12 protein-coding genes are annotated in these 16,628 nt (G+C 72.9%); 5 read left to right on the plus strand and 7 right to left on the minus strand.

The features are described from left to right. Window positions 1-8: 8 nt before the first annotated feature. Both ACY34J_RS04305 and ACY34J_RS04310 read right to left on the minus strand, forming a co-directional pair. Window positions 9-1,223 (minus strand): Cmx/CmrA family chloramphenicol efflux MFS transporter, encoded by a 1,215-nt coding sequence (locus ACY34J_RS04305; RefSeq protein WP_462725195.1) that lies wholly within the window; start codon window positions 1,221-1,223, stop codon window positions 9-11. 72 nt (window positions 1,224-1,295) lie between these two features. Continuing rightward, entirely contained in the window at window positions 1,296-1,952 is a 657-nt protein-coding gene (locus ACY34J_RS04310; protein ID WP_462725125.1) for an HD domain-containing protein, read from the minus strand. A 70-nt stretch (window positions 1,953-2,022) separates the two neighbouring features. On the opposite strand from ACY34J_RS04310, the gene ACY34J_RS04315 reads away from it, so the two are divergent. Further along, window positions 2,023-2,703, plus strand: coding sequence for a copper homeostasis protein CutC (locus ACY34J_RS04315; protein ID WP_462725126.1), 681 nt, complete (start codon window positions 2,023-2,025; stop codon window positions 2,701-2,703). Between the two features lie 276 nt (window positions 2,704-2,979). Here ACY34J_RS04315 and ACY34J_RS04320 read toward each other — a convergent pair whose 3' ends face one another. Beyond that, on the minus strand, window positions 2,980-5,064 hold the full coding sequence (locus ACY34J_RS04320; protein WP_462725127.1) for a HelD family protein: 2,085 nt from the start codon (window positions 5,062-5,064) through the stop codon (window positions 2,980-2,982). 258 nt (window positions 5,065-5,322) lie between these two features. Between ACY34J_RS04320 and ACY34J_RS04325 the strand changes: the two genes are divergently transcribed. Beyond that, window positions 5,323-5,514: a hypothetical protein gene (locus ACY34J_RS04325; protein ID WP_462725128.1), complete on the plus strand. Its 192-nt coding sequence runs from the start codon at window positions 5,323-5,325 to the stop codon at window positions 5,512-5,514. Between the two features lie 175 nt (window positions 5,515-5,689). After that, on the plus strand, window positions 5,690-6,913 hold the full coding sequence (locus ACY34J_RS04330) for a glycosyltransferase 87 family protein (RefSeq protein WP_462725196.1): 1,224 nt from the start codon (window positions 5,690-5,692) through the stop codon (window positions 6,911-6,913). Between the two features lie 12 nt (window positions 6,914-6,925). Here the strand turns inward: ACY34J_RS04330 and ACY34J_RS04335 are convergent, their stop codons facing one another. The 3 genes from ACY34J_RS04335 to ACY34J_RS04345 form a co-directional block, all read right to left on the minus strand. Further along, a complete protein-coding gene (locus ACY34J_RS04335; RefSeq protein WP_462725129.1) occupies window positions 6,926-8,575 on the minus strand; it encodes a DNA repair helicase XPB in 1,650 nt (549 codons plus the stop codon). An 88-nt stretch (window positions 8,576-8,663) separates the two neighbouring features. Beyond that, a complete protein-coding gene (locus ACY34J_RS04340) occupies window positions 8,664-11,390 on the minus strand; it encodes a hypothetical protein (RefSeq protein ID WP_462725130.1) in 2,727 nt (908 codons plus the stop codon). Window positions 11,391-11,571: 181 nt separating this feature from the next. Further along, the gene (locus tag ACY34J_RS04345) at window positions 11,572-14,307 is read right to left on the minus strand and encodes a helicase-associated domain-containing protein (RefSeq protein ID WP_462725131.1); all 2,736 of its coding nucleotides are present in this window, start codon (window positions 14,305-14,307) and stop codon (window positions 11,572-11,574) included. A 197-nt stretch (window positions 14,308-14,504) separates the two neighbouring features. Here ACY34J_RS04345 and ACY34J_RS04350 point away from each other — a divergent pair, with 197 nt between their 5' ends. Both ACY34J_RS04350 and ACY34J_RS04355 read left to right on the plus strand, forming a co-directional pair. Beyond that, the gene (locus tag ACY34J_RS04350) at window positions 14,505-15,563 is read left to right on the plus strand and encodes a hypothetical protein (protein WP_462725132.1); all 1,059 of its coding nucleotides are present in this window, start codon (window positions 14,505-14,507) and stop codon (window positions 15,561-15,563) included. 34 nt (window positions 15,564-15,597) lie between these two features. Beyond that, window positions 15,598-16,242, plus strand: a complete 645-nt coding sequence (locus tag ACY34J_RS04355) for an HAD family hydrolase (RefSeq protein ID WP_462725133.1) — start codon at window positions 15,598-15,600, stop codon at window positions 16,240-16,242. Here the strand turns inward: ACY34J_RS04355 and ACY34J_RS04360 are convergent. Next, window positions 16,221-16,469 carry a hypothetical protein gene (locus tag ACY34J_RS04360; RefSeq protein ID WP_462725134.1) on the minus strand — a complete coding sequence of 83 codons (249 nt, stop codon included), beginning with the start codon at window positions 16,467-16,469 and terminating at the stop codon, window positions 16,221-16,223. The genes ACY34J_RS04355 and ACY34J_RS04360 overlap by 22 nt on opposite strands. Between the last annotated feature and the right edge of the window lie 159 nt (window positions 16,470-16,628).

A 16,628-nucleotide genomic window follows, 5' to 3' on the forward strand; every position in this document is an offset into this window, starting at 1 on the left:
GCCGCGGGTCAGCGGCGGGAGTTGGCCGGTTCGTCCGTCGGGGTGGGGGAGGTTGCGATGACGCGGGACGGGGTGTCGGGTGCTCGGTGGAATCGGAGCGACACGGCTACGGCGGCGATCGCCAGTGCCGACATCGCCGCGCCCGCCCATGCCGTGGAGGCGAAGCCGAAGCCCGCGTCGATGACCGAGCCGCCGAGCCATGGGCCGCCCGTGTTGCCCAGATTGAAGGCAGCCGTTGTGGTCGCACCGGCCAGAGTCGGGGCCGCGCCCGCGACGTTGAACATCCGGGCGTTGAGGGCCGGTGCCATAAAGAACGCCGACACCCCGATGAGGAAGGACAGGGCCACGGCGGCCACCGGACTGCTCGCCGTCAGAGCCAGCGCGACGAGGAACACCGTCGACGCCGCGATCCCGCTGAACAGCACGCCGAAGAGGTGCGCGTCCGCCACCCGGCCGCCGAGCGTCGTGCCGACCAGTGCGCCGGCGCCGAACAGTCCCAGCACTGTGGGCACCCAGCTGTCCGCGAGCCCGGCGACATCCGTCAGCAGCGGCGCCAGATAACTGAACGCGCAGAACACGCCGCCCGCCGCAAGGGCGATGGTGACGATGCTCAGCCACACCTGCCGGTCACGGTAGATCCGCAGTTCCCGTCGGAGCCGGGGCCGGGCCTCGGGTACGGGGATGCGCGGGATCAGCCCGATCACTCCGACCAGCGCCACGCCGGACATGGCCCCCACCGCCCAGAACGCCGACCGCCAGCCCAGGTGCTCCCCGAGGAACGCCCCGGCCGGTACCCCGACCACGTTCGCGATGCTCAGCCCGCCGATCATCACCGCCATCGCGCGGGCGCGCGCCGTCACCGGAACCATCGTGATCGCCACCGCCGCGCCCACGGCCCAGAACCCCGCGCACGCGAGCGCGCTGATGACACGGGAAGCGAACAGCACTTCGTACGTCGGCGCCAGCGCGCCGCCGATCTGCCCCAGGCCGAAGACCGAGAGCAGCCCGATGAGCGCAGTACGGCGCGGAAGCCGCAGTGTCGCGACCGCGAGCAGGGGCGCGCCGATCACCATGCCGATCGCGAACGCCGAGATCAGCAACCCTGCCCGGGGGATGGAGACGCCCATGTCGTCGGCGATCGGCGGCAGCAGCCCGGAAAGCATGAACTCCGAAGTGCCGAGGGCGAAGACGCTGAGGCCGAGGACGTAGACGGACAAGGGCATGCGAGTGCGCTCGGCGGCAGTGGACATGCCATGCGTCAACGCCGGTGAGAGGCTTGGGCATTCCTGAGTCGGTCAACTCACCCGCAGCAGCTCCAGCTCCGTGCTGAGGTTGTAACGGGCTGTGCGCTCCCAGCGGTCGTGGCCCGTCGGGGTACGAAACAGCCTGGGCAGCTCGAGCAGCTGCCGCAGTACGGCCGCGCGGCCCTCCCGGAAGGCGTCGTGCGGCACGAAGCCGTACTCCTGGCGGACTTCCGCCGCGTACGTGGCGTACGCCTGCGGAGGGCCGGCGAGGACGGCGAGGTCCGCGTCGCACAGCACCTCGCCGTTGGCGTCTCCCGGCGCCGGGTCGTGGGTGACGGTGAGCCGTACGAGCCGGGCGACCTCGGCGGTGCGGGTCCGGGACACGCCGGCCTCGGGGAGGGCACGCTCGGCGAGCCGGGCGCTGCGCTCCTCGTTCTCCGAGCGGTCCGGCTGGTAGACAGCGTCGTGGAACCAGGCGGCGAGCCGTACGGCATCGGGGTCGTCGGCGTGGACGATCAGCTCCTCCACGCGGTCAAGGACGGCCAACAGGTGGGCAGTGGTGTGATAGCGACGCTGCGGCTCGGCCCAGCGGACGAGGAGGTTCTCGCCGTACGGGGCCGGATCCGGCGCGTCCGCCCTCCCCTGGCAGCGGCGTAGCAGCTCTGACCAGCGGGCGAGCAGAAGATCGTGCGTGGCGGTGGCGGCCATGAGCCAATTGTGGCGCCCGTTGCCGACGGTGGCTTCCAGTGGGGGGCCGCCTGTGGCTATCGTGGGACATATGTCTAGACCACTTCTCGAAGTGATCGCTCTCAGCGCTGAGGACGCGGTCGCGGCGCGAGACGGAGGAGCGGACCGTCTCGAAGTGGTCGCCGATATGGCGGCCGACGGTCTCACCCCGTCGTGCGAGGTCTTCGCGCAGATCCGTGCCGCCGTGGACATCCCGCTGCGAGTGATGCTGCGCGGGTGCTCAGGCTTCGCCGTCGGTGATGTGGACGCACTGTGCGCGGCGGCGGAGGGGCTGCGCGCGGAGGGGGCGGATGAGTTTGTGCTCGGCTTCCTCGACCGGGCGGGGCACCCGGATCTGGTAGCGGTCGAGATGCTGGTCGGGGTGATCGAGGGCTGCCGGTGGACGTTCCACCGGGCCATCGACCATGCGGTCGACCGCGATGCGCTGCGCAAGGAGCTGGCGAGCCTGCCGGGGCTGGACACGTATCTGACGGCCGGCGCGGCGGGGGGCGTGGACGAGGGCATGCCAACGCTGCTGGAGGAGGCGTCGCGGCGGGGGCACGCGGGGTACGAGCCGAGGCTGCTGGTTGGCGGCGGCCTCCGCCTGGAGCATCTGCCCCGGCTGCGCGGGGCAGGCATCGACGCCTTCCACATCGGCACCGCGGCCCGCCCCGGCGGCTGGTCCGCCCCAGTCGACACCTCATCGGTCCGCACCTGGCGCGAATCCCTCTGACCTCGCCGGGCCGAGGTGGCTCGACCCCTGGACCGCGCGCCACGCCGCCCGCCCTCCCGGCGGGTTGCTCGTGACCGACCACCCCGGCCCCCGGCACCCACCACGCACCCGCACTGCGCGGCCAACGCGCACCCCCTGCGGCGCGAGGCGACCACGCGCCTGCGGCGCGAGGCCAACGCGCACCCCCTGTGGCGCGAGGCCAACGTGTGCCCACCACGCGCCTGCGGCGCGCGAGCGCACCCCGGCGCGGAGCGGCCCCGCCGGCGAGGCGACCGGTCAGGCGCTCAGCTGCCCCGGCAACGCAACCGCATGGACGATCGCCAGGCCCGAGACCGCCCGGGTGAGGGCCACATACAGGCGGCGCAGCCCCGTTCGTTCGTCCGGCTCGCCGTCGACCACGGCGGCCGGCTCGTCGAGGACCACGTAGTCGTACTCCAGGCCCTTGGCCAGCGATGCCGGGACCAGCGTGAGCCGGGTCTGTGCCGATGTCTCTTCGCCGGGGGCGAGGTGAGCCAGACCGTCCGCCCCCAGTGCCTCGGTCAGGGCCGGGATGCGGGCGTCCGCCGCGATCAGGCCGATCGAGCCCTCGTGGGTGAGCGCCTCGCGGCAGGCGGCCAGTACGGCCCGGTCCAGGTCGGACGGGGCTACCTGACGCACGTCCAGCGAGCCGGGCGACTCCCGGACGGACGTCGCCTCCGCCAGCCCCGGCGCGATGGAGGGCAGCAGCCGCGAGGCGTACGCGATGATCTCCCGCGGCACACGGAAGCCCGCTGTCAGCTGCTCGATCCGCGCATCCGCCTTACCGAGGTGGGCCAGCGCTTCCGGCCAACTGCCGGTCGCCCAGGGTGTGGTGCCCTGCGCCAGGTCGCCCAGCACCGTCGCCGAGCCGGTCGTACAGCGGCGGCCCACCGCGCGGTACTGCATGGGCGACAGGTCCTGCGCCTCGTCCAGGACCACATGGCCGAGCGAGGGCGTGCGCTCGACGAGATCCGCCGCCTCGTCGATCAGCACGGCGTCGGCGGCGGACCAGCGGGCCGATTTCACGCCGCGGGCCGGCTTCTGCCACAGGATCTGCTTCTGCTCGTCGGGAGTGAGGATGCCCTCGGCCTGCTCGGCCAGGAAGGCCGGGTCGGACAGCAGGCGCAGCACGAGCTTCGCCGGGTCCACCGGTGGCCATAGGGCCTTCACCACCGCCTTCACCGCCGGGTTGCGTGCCACCGCGTCCTGCACCCGGTCGTCCGGCGCCTCGCCCGCTGCCTCCATCCGTACGAGGACGGCGTGCGCGATGCGCTGCGGCAGGGCCTCGCGCGCGGCGCCGTAGCGGATGTCCCGGTCGAGCAACTCGCGGACGAGCTCTCCCAGTTCGTAGGCCGGGACCCGCCAGCGGCGTGAGCCGCGGACGACGACGCACGGCTCCGTCGGCATCGTCACGCCGGAGCGGGCGGCGCGCCGCAGCACCTGGGCCATCCGCGCGTCGCCCTTGATCCGGGCGGCGTCGGCCGTGTCCTCGCCGCGCACCGGGACATGGGCCACCAGGTCGTCGACCGTCGACTGCCTGACCTCCAACTCACCCAGCGCCGGGAGCACTTGCTCGATGTAGTGGAGGAAGGACCGGTTCGGGCCGATGACGAGCGTGCCGGTGCGCACCAGCCGCTCCCGGTGGGCGTACAGCAGATACGCCACCCGGTGCAGACCGACCGCCGTCTTGCCGGTGCCGGGCGCGCCCTGGACGCAGACGGTGCCGGCCAGATCGGCTCGTACGATCTCGTCCTGCTCGGGCTGGATCGTCGCGACGATGTCCCGCATCGGGCCGACGCGTGGCCGTTCGATCTCGGCCTGGAGCAGCTTGCCGGCGACGCCCTGCTCCGCCGAGCTGGGGGTCCCCCCAGGGGGAGGGTCCGTGAGGTGCTCATCCTCGTACGCGGTCAGCTCGCCGCCGGTGTAGCCGAAGCGGCGGCGCAGCCGGACGTCCATCGGGTCCTTCTTCGAGGCCCGGTAGAAGGGCTGGGAGACGGGGGCGCGCCAGTCGATGACCAGGGGGTCGCCGTCGGCGTCGTGGACGTGCCGCCGCCCGATATAGAACTGTTCACCCTCGCCGCCCTCCGCTTTGTCCGCCCCCGGGGAGTGCAGATAGTCGAGACGGCCGAAGAACAGCGGGGTGCTGGCGTGGTCGGCGAGCGCCTTGATGCGCTCGTCGATCTGGTGCTGCAGGACCTCGGCGTTCACCCAGTTCGCGGTGACGTCGGAGATGTCGAGCGCTTCGACGTCGGCGCGCATGGCGCGCAGCGCGGCGCGGGACGCGGCGAGGTGGGCGCGCTCGCGCTGAAGGGGGTTGTCGTGGTCCTGGGCGTGCGCGGGCACGGCTCTGCCTCCGGGTGTGCGAGAACGAGTGAGAAATCGTCCGGTTTCCGTCCGGCCGATGGCTCTCCCCCGGCTGCCGGCGCACACGCCGGTATCACGGTTCGGGAGGCGGAAGGGGCCCCGGACCAGGTCCGAGAGACGGCGATTGTAGCCACCGGCTCGGGGCTCGGCGATCGAATTTCCCCCCGCGCACCCCTACTGACGGGCTAGGGCCGAGGACCGATGTGCGGCAAAAGCATGAATCGCATCATGGAAGGCATGAGCACCGCACCGATCTCTTCGGGGCTGCCCCACCCCGGCCGGGGCAGTACCGCCCTGTCCGCCGGTGCTACCCGGCACCGGCATCCGCTCGGCGATGCGCTGCGCGCGGTCCGGGTGTTCGCCGGAGCGGCGTTCAGCGTGGCCGTGTTCGGTGAATATGCCGAACGGGATTCTGACCACGGCTGGTGACGCACCCGGGTGACGTGTCGTATGGCGATTTACCTGCTGTCCGGGCAGGCTCCCCTTGGACTAGGGTCGCGGCCGGACAGGTGATCGGAGGGACGGGCGGGTGGCTGGTGCGACGTGTTCCGGCGCGACGGTCCGCCCGACATCGTCCCGTACCGCTGTCGCCGCCGCGCTGCTGCTGCTCGCGCTCTCCCTCGGCGCGCTCGCCGCGTTGGTCCTGCTGCAGCCGACGCCCATGGTCGACGCGGTCGTCTACCGCGCCGAGGGCTCGGCCGTCGTCGACGGCACCGACCTCTACGGTTTCCGGGTCACCGAATGGGACCTGCCCGCCACCTATCCGCCCTTCGCGGCGATCCTGTTCGTCCCCACGGCGCTGCTGCCCCTTCAGACGCTGAAGGCCGCCGTCATGGTGAGCAACGTCGCCTTCCTCGCGCTGCTGGTGCATCTCTCGCTGCGCTTCGCGAACGTGCCCCGGCAGCCGCGCCTGCGGCCCGCCGTCGTACTCGCCGCCACCGCCCTCGGCCTGTGGCTGGAACCCGTCTTTCAGACCCTCCTCTTCGGCCAGATCAACCTCGCCCTGGCCTGCCTGGTGCTCTGGGACCTCTCCCGCCCGGACGACGCCCTCGGCAAGGGCTTCGCGATCGGCGTCGCCGCGGGCATCAAGCTCACCCCCGCGATCTTCGCCGTGCATCTGCTGCTCACCGGCCGGGTGCGGGCCGGGCTCTCGGCGCTCGCGGGCCTCGCCTGCACGGTGCTGCTGGGTGCGCTTGTGCTGCCGCAGGCCAGTGTCGACTTCTGGACCCGGCGGCTGTACGAGACGGACCGGGTGGGGAAGGCCTGGATCATCGACAACCAGTCCCTTCAGGGCCTGGTCGCCCGGTTGCTGCACACCCCCGACCCCGGGCTGGTGTGGCAGGTCACGGCGGTCCTGGTCGCCGTCGCCGGACTGGCGCTGGCCCGGTATGCGGTGGTGCATCGCGGCCTGGAGAGCTGGGGCGTGCTGTGCACGGCCGTCACCGCGCTGCTCGTCTCGCCGATCAGCTGGTCCCATCACTGGGTGTGGTGCGTGCCGCTGCTGGCGGTGTGCGCGGCGGAGGCGGAGTCGGCGCGGCTGCGGCAGCTGACCTGGGACCGCTGGGCCCGCGCGGCGGTGTGGGCGCTGGCGGTTGCCTTCACAGCCCGCACCATGTGGCTCGTACCGCACGATGAGGACCTGGACCTGCACCTGCCGTGGTGGCACCAGCCCTTCGCCTCGCCCTACCCGCTGCTGGGCCTGGCCCTGCTGGGCGTGGCGGCCTGGCGGCTGCGGTACGGGCAGCCGACACCGGCCGGAACGCTCCCGGTGCCGGCGCCACGCTCCGACCACCGCCGGGGTGCGGGGCTCAGCACGCGCGCGTACTGAGCCCGGCTGCCGTCAGACCTCTTCGCCCGCCAGCAGGTCGCCAGCGTCCACGATCCGGTACGCGTACCCCTGCTCGGCGAGGAACCGCTGCCGGTGGGCGGCGAAGTCCTGGTCGATCGTGTCGCGCGCGACCACCGAGTAGAAGATCGCGGGGTGGCCGTCCGCCTTCGGGCGCAGGACGCGGCCCAGGCGCTGCGCCTCCTCCTGGCGGGAGCCGAAGGTGCCCGACACCTGGATCGCCACCGTCGCCTCCGGCAGGTCGACCGAGAAGTTCGCGACCTTGGACACGACGAGGACGCTGATCTCGCCCTGCCGGAAGGCCTCGAAGAGCTTCTCCCGCTGGGCGTTGGTGGTCTCGCCCTTGATGACGGGCGCGCCGAGGTGCTCGCCGAGCTCGTCGAGCTGGTCGATGTACTGGCCGATCACCAGGGTCTGCTGCCCGCGGTGCCGCTCGACCAGCGCCTCGGTGACCCGGCGCTTGGTGTCGGTCGTCGCGCAGTAGCGGTACTTCTCGTCCGTCTCGGCGGTCGCGTACGCCAGCCGCTCGGAGTCGGTCAGATTCACCCGAACCTCGATGCAGTCCGCGGGCGCGATATAGCCCTGCGCCTCGATCTCCTTCCACGGGGCGTCGAAGCGCTTGGGGCCGATCAGCGAGAAGACGTCCGACTCGCGGCCGTCCTCCCGGACCAGCGTGGCCGTCAGGCCCAGGCGGCGGCGGGCCTGCAGATCGGCCGTGAACTTGAAGACCGGCGCGGGCAGCAGATGCACCTCGTCGTAGATGATCAGGCCCCAGTCCCGGGAGTCGAACAGCTCCAGGTGCGGATAGATGCCCTTCCGCTTGGTGGTCAGGACCTGGTACGTGGCGATGGTGACCGGCCGGATCTCCTTGCGGGCGCCGCTGTACTCGCCGATCTCGTCCTCGGTGAGCGAGGTGCGCCGCACCAGCTCGTGCTTCCACTGGCGGGCCGAGACGGTGTTGGTGACCAGGATGAGCGTGGTCGACTTGGCGGTCGCCATCGCGCCCGCCCCCACCAGCGTCTTGCCCGCGCCGCACGGCAGGACCACCACGCCGGAGCCGCCGTGCCAGAAGCCATCCACGGCGTGCTTCTGGTACGGGCGCAGCGCCCAGCCGTCCTCGTGCAGCTCGATCGGGTGGGCCTCCCCGTCGACGTACCCCGCGAAGTCCTCGGCCGGCCAGCCCAGCTTGAGCAGCACCTGCTTGATCTGACCGCGCTCGGAGGGGTGCACGACGACCGTGTCGGGGTCGATACGGGCGCCGACCAGCGGCTGGATCTTCTTGGAGTGCAGGACCTCCTGGAGCACCGGGCGGTCGGTGGTCTCCAGGACCAGGCCGTGGGTCGGGTGCTTGACCAGGCGCAGCCGCCCGTAGCGGGCCATCGTCTCGGCGATGTCGATGAGCAGGGCGTGCGGCACGGGGTAGCGGGAGAACTGGACCAGTGCGTCGACGACCTGCTCGGCGTCGTGTCCGGCGGCGCGGGCGTTCCACAGCCCCAGCGGGGTCACCCGGTAGGTGTGGATGTGCTCGGGTGCACGCTCCAGCTCGGCGAAGGGCGCGATGGCGCGGCGGCACGCGTCCGCCTGCTCGTGGTCGACTTCCAGGAGCAGCGTCTTGTCGCTCTGCACGATGAGGGGTCCGGTCACGTGCGTCCCTTTCTGCACGGCTGCACGGTGTGGGCGGCCAAACGTCCAGTGTGCCGCATCGGCGCGGCTGCCTGAGGCCCCGGCGGAGCTACGGAGCCTGCTGGGGTATGACGCAGCGGTTCTTCGGGGCCTCGCCCCGGGGCCAGGCCACGCCCTCGAGGGTGAGCCTCTCGGAGGCCGGGTCCCAGCGGACGACGGAGAGCGGCTTGTCGTAGGGGTTGCCGGCGTTGGTGAGGCAGATCCAGCCGCTGGCCCCGATGACCCGGTGGGCGGCGTTCAGCTTGGGCAGGTCGCGCGCTATCCGGTCAGCCGTCGGGATGTCCGCCCCGCTGTTGGCCACCGACCTGGCCAGGGCCTCGGCGGCGGTCAGGATGACGTCGTGGGTGATGATCGTCCGGCCGTCCGTGAGATCCGTCGGACCGATGTCCCCGGCCTCCGGGCGGGCGGCGTCCGCCTTCAGCCGGTCCATCGCCTCCTTGGGCTCGGCGAGATGGCGTGGCCACTCCGCGCGCTTCGGCGGCTGACCGTGGCGGGTGTTCCGCTGCTCCCATTTCTTGATCTCGGCGTCCCACATGCCGGGGTGCGCGGGTGCGGCGTAGCGCACGGCTACGGAGGGCCTTCCGGCGCCCGCGTCGCCGCGCAGCAGACCGCGTTCGGAAGCGCTCAGCCGCTGGTTGAGCGTCGTCGCGTCGGATCCGGTGATCACCGTGTACGACTTCTTCTTGCTGCAGTAGGTTCCGGCGAGCTTGTTGACGAACAGCCGCAGATGGAATGCCCGTCCGGCGAAGTAGACGACGCGGGCGTTGGACTCGCAGATGTTCTGCGCGAAGTCCTCGAATTCGTTCGCGGTGTGTCCCGCCGACTCCAGCCCGGGCGACTCGAACGTCATGTCCTGGACCCCGGCGCTCACCTCGCCCTTGCCTAGCTTCCGGCTCCTGGCCTCGGTGAACGCGTCCCAGAGCGACCTGTCGTAGTCGTCGTTCGGACGGGTGTCGGCGACCAGCGCGGTCTCGGCGCCGACGAGGTCCGGGTCGAAACTGATCAGTGCGTCGGCCTGGTCCCGGGCGGTGGAGACCACCCGCGCCAGCCCGGGGAAGGGGTATGTGTCCCGGTCGCGGGCCTCGGGGTTGGCGAAGCCGCTGCCGGTGACCAGACCGCCGACGACCGGGATCCCCCGCTTTTTCGTCAGGTCGGCGATGGCGTCCCGTGCCTTCGACACGCTGAGATTGAAGCCCACGACCAGGCGCAGACCGGGTTCCTGGTCCATCAGCTGCTGCAGGGTGTGCTCCCACAGCCGGTAGTAGCGCCCCGGGTTGGCCAGCACCAGCCGGATCGGCGGGTTCGGAGCGTCAGCCGTGTTCGCCCGTGCCTGTGCCAGGTACGCCCCCTGCAGCTCGCTGAGGATCTGCCGCTGTACGGCGGGGTCACCCGACTCCATGGGGATCATCAGCGCAACGGTCGCGTGCTTCTTGTGCACGATCCGCTTGTTCTCCTCCGCGATACGGGAGAACACCTCCGGCATGCCGTCGACGTCCGGCATGAGCACCCCGGTGCCGTCCGAGACACCCACGCAGTCCTTGCCGTGCACCTCCAGACCCGCACCGCAGGATGGGGGAGAGCGGAAGCCCAGGTCCCACACGGCGTACCCGGCGGTGATGGCGGCTGCCACCAGCACCGAGACGGTCACCGGCCCCAGCCGGCCGGGCCTTCTGCCGGCCACCGGACCGTCGGCCGTGTGGTCAGGTGGCGCCTCGCCGCCCGGATCCTGGTCCGGCCGCAGCGTCACCTGCAGCAGCCTGCTGGGCAGCGGTACGTCCTCCCCGCGCCGCCACTGCTCCGCCGCTTCCTCCCGCGCCTGGAACCGCGCGGGCACCGCGTCCATCAGTCCGGCCGCCGGCACCGGTTCGCGCTCCCCCTTCGGGGGCGGGGCGGCACCCGGCTTGGAGGTGGTGATGACGACGGGGTGCACGCGCAAGCCGCGGGACTCGCCGTCGTATGCCGTGAGCAGAGCGTCCCGGATACCCCGCCGGGCGGGGTGCGTGTCCACATCGGCCAGCAGGATCATCGGCCTGCGCGCCCTGTTGAGCCGCCGGAACCCGCCGTAGTGGGCGTTGATGTCCGCCAGCAGCGCCTCGACCAGCAGCTGCCGTTTCTCCTCCGGGCTCTTGCCGTGCCAGAGGCGGAGCTCGGTGAAGACGTCCCTGTCGGTCCGCAGCCGCAGGCCGGCGAACCGCTTCCTGCGATACCACAGCACGGTTCGCCGGTGCGGGAAGCGGAAGGCGTTGATCAACCGGGTGAGGATTCCGACGAACCCGTTCAGCTGCTGCCCCACGTACTCGGCGGTCGCCACTTCCCCCGCCCGTATCCGCAGCTCCTGCAGGGTGTAGCGGCGCGCCTCGGCGATCGCCGGCTTGACCAGCCGCTGCAGCGCGTCGACCTGCATGGCCTCGGTGGCGCCCTCGTCCGGCTGCCAGACATACAGCGCGGTGCGGGCGGCCTCGAAGCGCGGGAAGACGATGGGCAGCCGGAAGGCCGGCCGCCCGTGGTAGCCGATGCCCTGGGCGATGGCCAGCAGCTCGGTGACGACCTGCTTTTCCTCGGTCCGCTCCGTCGGCACCTCGGCCGGATTGTTGACCGGCAGAATCCTCCGGTACCTCTCGTAGCACCGCGCGGGCCACGCCCTGCGTACGGTGTCGTCCGCGGCCTCGACCTGCAGGATCAGCGCTCCCGTCCGGTGCCTGAACCGGACCTTCCGCCGTCGGAGCCTGTCTCTGACCGTCAGCTGTGCCAGCACCGCGTCGAGCTGCTGCTCCACTGCACTCCCCGTCCCCGCTGTGTCCCCAGTGTCCCCGTCTGACGTTGAGCAGGTGGAGCACTATAGGAGCTCAACTGGTGGGTGTGAGAAGGGAATTGACAAGCCGATTTCCAACTGGCGGAAGCGCTCTGGGGCGAGGGCGGGGGCGGGGGCGAGGGATGCGCCGAGTCATGGCGGGGCCTTACTGGGGGTGCTGATCGTGCCAGGGCGACTCGTCGGCCAGCTCGGCGACGCCGGTGATCCGGTGCAGGGGATAGGTGCGGACCTCGTCGGCGGTGTGGTCGTACGCCGTAACGAAGCCGCCCTCGACGCGGACGGGCGCGATCACACGCTGGCTGGCCGCGCCGTCGGCGTTGACGTAGCCGATCCAGACCGCGCTGCCCGTGAGCGCCGCGGCCTGCATGGTGGCCAGGGTCTCGGCCGAGGAGGTGCGCGGCAGGCGGCCGCCTTCGGCCGGGGCGGGGGCAGTGGGCTCTTCGGCGGCTGCTTCGCCGGGCGGGCGGCGGGCCGCGGTGGCGGCGAGATCGCCCGCGCGGATGGCCTTGACCGCGGCGCCCAGCAGGGTGTCGTCGGGCATGGGCGGGCCGCCCGGCACCGGGGTGGGCGCTGTGCGCGGCGCGGTGCGGTACGCGGCGGCGCGGGTCACCAGCACATCGCCCTCAGCGGACTCGGCGGCGGGCGCGTACCCCATCTCGCGCAGCCGCTCCAGCAGCACGTCGGGGGCCGCCTCGGCGGCGAGCACGGTCGGGGCGAGTCGGCGCAGCCGCAGGCCGGACGAGCGGCGGTCGGCCAGGATCTCGGCGAGCAGCGCGTCGTCGTCGCAGCGGAGGTACGCGGAGGCCGCCCCGACGCGCAGCCGGCCGTGCCGGCGGGCCACGTCGTCGATCAGATAACTGAGGGGCTGCGGCACGGGCGTACGGGAGTGTTCCGCGAGGAAGGCGTGCAGGTCGGCCGCGGTCTGCCCGGCGTCGAGCGCGTGACGTACGGAGCCCGGAGTGAAGCGGTAGACGGTCGCCCCGCCCTTGGACTCCACCTCGGCCAGGACGCCGAGCATCTCGGCGAGCGGCCGCTCCAGCGGGCCGGGGGCCACGGCGGTCAGGTCGGCCTGGAGCAGTACATGGTCCAGCGGCTGCGGCAGCTTCGGGGCGAGCAGCGCGGCGGCCTGGGCGGCTGCCGCCGCGACCTCGGTGGCGGAAGGCGCCCGGGAGCGGCCTGAGGGCTCGGGTGCCGTCGCGCCGGCGCGTGCTGCCGGGCCGGCTTCGGGGGCGTGCGGGCCGAGGAGGGCGCGGCCGTGGGCGGAGAGGGCGCCGCGGCCCGTGACGCCGAGGAGTTCGGCCTCGGTGAGGGTCCACAGCGCGATCCGTGAGCGGAGGTCCTCGGCGAGCCCCCCGGAGGACGCGGGGGATGGGCCGCCCACGCGGCCGCCCGGGCCCCGTCCGGCGGCGCCGCGCGCCCTGCCCGCCGTGGTGGCTGCGCCCGCGCCATGCTCCCAACGCAGCCGGTCCAGCAGCGAGTCCGGGGTGGGGGAGGCGCCCTGCGGAAGGGAGGCGAGGAGTTCCAGCGTGCGGCGGCGGACCCCTGGGGCGGCGGAGCGGTCCAGGCCGTCGCCGAGAGCGGAGAGCGTACGGCCCTTGGCGTCCTGGCCGCCGACGAGCCCGGCCGTACGGGTCGCCGCCAGCCACGCCACGACCAGTGCGCCCCAGCGCTCCTCCGCGGGCAGCCGCAGCCACTCGTCGTACGCCGGTGTGGGCGCGTACCGCTCATCGGCCTCGCCGTCGGAGGCGAGCAGCCCGGCCGCGTAGGCGAGTTCGAGCCAGAAGGCGGCGGTGGGCTCGCCCGTATCCAGGGCGGCGGCCGTCCGCTTGAGGTCGCGGACGCTCAGGCCGCCCGCCCGCAGGACGGGCGGACCACCCTGGTTCCACTGCTGCAGCAACTCCTCGACCGTGGCGAGCGCGGTGAACGCCTGCCCGGCCGCCGTCGCATCCACCGTCTGCGCACTGTGCTCCGCCGCCACCGCCACGGCCGGCGGCAGCGGCTCCGGCACCCGGTGTGCCCGTCCCCCGCGCAAGTGCAGTGCCGCCTCGCGCGGCAGGACGACCCGGCCGGGCCCGCACGGCAGCAGCAGCCCGCGGTCGAGCAGCCAGCGCACGGGCGCGGACGGCTGCGCGGGTACCGTGCCGTACGGCGGGCCCCAGACGAGCCTGCCAAGCGTCTCGCGGGCCTCCTCCGGCGCCTGTGCGAGCAGCGCGGCCATCCGCTTCCGGTCGCGGAACAGAGCGGTGAGCGCTTCGACGGCCGTCACCGGGTCGTGGGTGGTCGGCAGCCCGGCGGTGGCGATGATCTCCTGGAGCCGGCCCGGCGACATTCCGGCGGTCGCTTCGGCGACGGTCGGGCCGAGTCCGGTGGGCGAGGGCGCGGACGCGGACGGGGCGAGCACTTCACGGGCCGTACGGACCAGGCGCAGACGGTCATCCCCGCCCCACACCAGCGCCTGCGCGCGGAGCTCGGCGACGGCGCGCGGCAGCTCCCGGGCGGTGTTTTCGGCAGTCGCATCGACGGTGTCGCCGGTCATCAGGGCGAGCAGCGCGTCGTACGGGCAGGGGTCGGGGGCGACGGCCAGCGCCTGAGCCGTCTGCAGCGCGAACCGGTCGAGCCGCTCCAGGGCCCGTACGACGGAGGCGCGGGTGCCGGCGCGGGTGGCCAGCTGGGTGAGGTCGCTGGGGACGGGGGTGAGCAGGTCGGGCCGGGCGCGGAGCAGCGCGGCGATGTCCTCGTCGGGGCGCGTGCGCAGCTCCTCGGCGAGCGTGCGTGGGGCCGGTGCGGCGGCGCTGCGGTCGCGACCGGGGCTGCGACGGGTGCCGCCGCCGTGGCGGGGCTGTGTCGGCACGCGATCCTCCCGGTTCCGCTCGGTGGCCATCCGCCCCACACTAGCCGCTCGGGCGGCAGGGGCAGGAGAGAGCTGCAGCGGTGACAGCGTGAGCGCTCGGCGGGCCCGCGCGCTCTGCCGGTGTCCTGCCCGGAGCTGGGGTCGCGTGTGGTAGCGGCCTGTCGGGGGTGGAGCCGGTACCGTCGGGCAGTGCCCGTCATGAAATGCGCGCGCCCGCAGGGGATTTGGTGGGGATCGAGAGCGACAAGCTCGTTTACGACTATCTGAGCCGGGTCGGCGACCTGGCTCAGCAGCGGCAGCTGCCCTCCGGCGACCGGATGCGCCTGGTCGCGCGGCTGCGAACGGAGATCGAGCAGCGGCGTACCGGGGCGGCGGACACGCCCGCCGCCGTGCAGCGGATCCTCCGCAGGCTGGGGACGCCCGCGGAGGTGGTGGACGCGGCCGGTACCGGGGAGCAGGCGGCGCCCGCGCCCGAGATTCCGGGACCCGCGCCCGAGAGGCCCGAACCATCGCGGCAGCCGCCCTCCCGTACCGCGCGCAAGGGCCTGCTCGGCGGAAAGGTGCCGGCCCCGCGCACGGAGGCCGGTCAGCTGCCCGCGCCGGAGGCCGAAGGCCCCGCCCCGGCCGTCCCGCTTCAGGGCCCGAAGCCCCCGCACCTCGCGGGCGAGAAGGAGCTCGGGCCGGCAGACGCCGCCCCCGACTGGTGGCGGATCGAGCCCGGCCCGTACGGCCCGGGGGACACCGTGCCCGGTTTCGTCGGCGGGATCGAGATCCCCGAGATACTCAAACCGCCGCCGCGCGAGCCCGGCCCCGTCGAGAGGACCGGCGACGAGCCGGAAGTGACAGAAGGCGAGCAGGGCGCGGAACAGCGGCCCAGCCTGCTGCGCCGGATGCTCGCCCGGCGCGCCCGTACGGCCGCTGCCGCCGACGCGGGTACGGCACGGCTCCCGCTCAACCCGTCACTGCTCCTGGCCGCCGCGCTGCTCGTCGCGGGCGCCGTCCTCGGCTCCCTCGTTCCGCTCGGCCTCGGCTGGCTGATCGCCTACGCCTCTCGGCGTCTCTCCCGTACCGAGGCCAAGTGGGCGGTGCTCGGCCTGCCCGGCGTGGTCGCCGCCGGCGCGATCGTCTGGCTGTGGGGGCGGGTCAACGAGCGCTGGGGCGACCCGATACCGCGTGGCCAGATGGCGGCGGCGCTCACCGACACCTGGCCGGTGGCGCTCCGGGCGGCAGCCGTCGCCTCGGCGCTCTACCTGGTGTGGCGAGCCCGCCGCCGTCCACCGGGCTGAAAGCGGCGGGCCGGCGGGACGGCACAATGGCGGGATGCTCACGCATCCTCTGACGGTCGGCTTCGACCTCGACATGACGCTGATCGACTCCCGGCCCGGCATCAAGGCGGCGTACGAAGCGCTGTCGGCCGAGACCGGCACGTACATCGACGCCGATCTCGCCATCACCCGGCTCGGACCGCCACTGGAGGATGAGCTGGCCCACTGGTTCCCGGAGGAGCAGGTTCCGGCCATCGGGGACCGCTACCGCGCGCTCTACCCCACGCACGCCATCGCCCCGACGCTCGCGATGCCGGGTGCCCGCGAGGCCGTCGACGCGGTGCGGCGGCTCGGCGGGCGCGCGATCGTCGTCACCGCCAAGCACGAGCCCAACGCCAAGCTCCACCTCACCCACCTCGGCATCGAGGCGGACGCCGTCATCGGCTGGCTGTGGGCGGAGGCCAAGGCGGAGGCGCTGCGCGAGCACGGCGCGGCGGTCTACGTCGGGGACCACACCGGGGACGTCCGCGGCGCGCGTACGGCCGGTGCGCTGTCCGTCGCGGTCCCCACCGGGCCGTGTGACGTAGACGAACTGCGTGCGGCGGGCGCCGACACGGTGCTCTCCGACCTCACCGTGTTCCCCGCCTGGCTCGAGGCTTACGTGACGGAGCGCGGCGGCTACTCCGCCGACTCGGCCTGACGCCTCTGTACGACGACCGAGCGCAGCACCCCGGCCGCGGCGATCACAAAACCGAGGCCCATCAGCATGCACACGAAGTACGCGGCCGGCGGCAGCGGATCCCCGCCGAGGAACAAAGGCGCCATCGTGGCAATGGTGGCCACCGCCCCGACGAGGAAGACGATCGCGCCGATCCGTACGAGCCGGTCCCCGGCCCCCGTGGCGGTCTGCTGGGTTTGTGAGTTCACTGGAACAGGGTAGGTCGGGTTCAGAAGCGGACTGGAACCACCCGGCGACGTCTTGTCACCAGGTACGGGACCGTTAGCCTTGGAGGTGGCGGGTCTGACGACCCGCTGTACTGCTATCCAGAGCTGTTGTGTTGGTTATTTCCCGACGAGTACGAGAAC

Source organism: Streptomyces sp. HSS9-12 (assembly GCF_054963655.1).

Excerpts from the sequence above, each read along its gene's own strand:
- ACY34J_RS04325 (WP_462725128.1), top strand. The coding sequence starts at position 5,323 with ATGAGCACCGCACCGATCTCTTCGGGGCTGCCCCACCCCGGCCGGGGC.
- ACY34J_RS04315 (WP_462725126.1), top strand. The coding sequence starts at position 2,023 with ATGTCTAGACCACTTCTCGAAGTGATCGCTCTCAGCGCTGAGGACGCG.
- ACY34J_RS04310 (WP_462725125.1), bottom strand. The coding sequence starts at position 1,952 with ATGGCCGCCACCGCCACGCACGATCTTCTGCTCGCCCGCTGGTCAGAG.
- ACY34J_RS04345 (WP_462725131.1), bottom strand. The coding sequence starts at position 14,307 with ATGGCCACCGAGCGGAACCGGGAGGATCGCGTGCCGACACAGCCCCGC.
- ACY34J_RS04355 (WP_462725133.1), top strand. The coding sequence starts at position 15,598 with ATGCTCACGCATCCTCTGACGGTCGGCTTCGACCTCGACATGACGCTG.
- ACY34J_RS04305 (WP_462725195.1), bottom strand. The coding sequence starts at position 1,223 with ATGCCCTTGTCCGTCTACGTCCTCGGCCTCAGCGTCTTCGCCCTCGGC.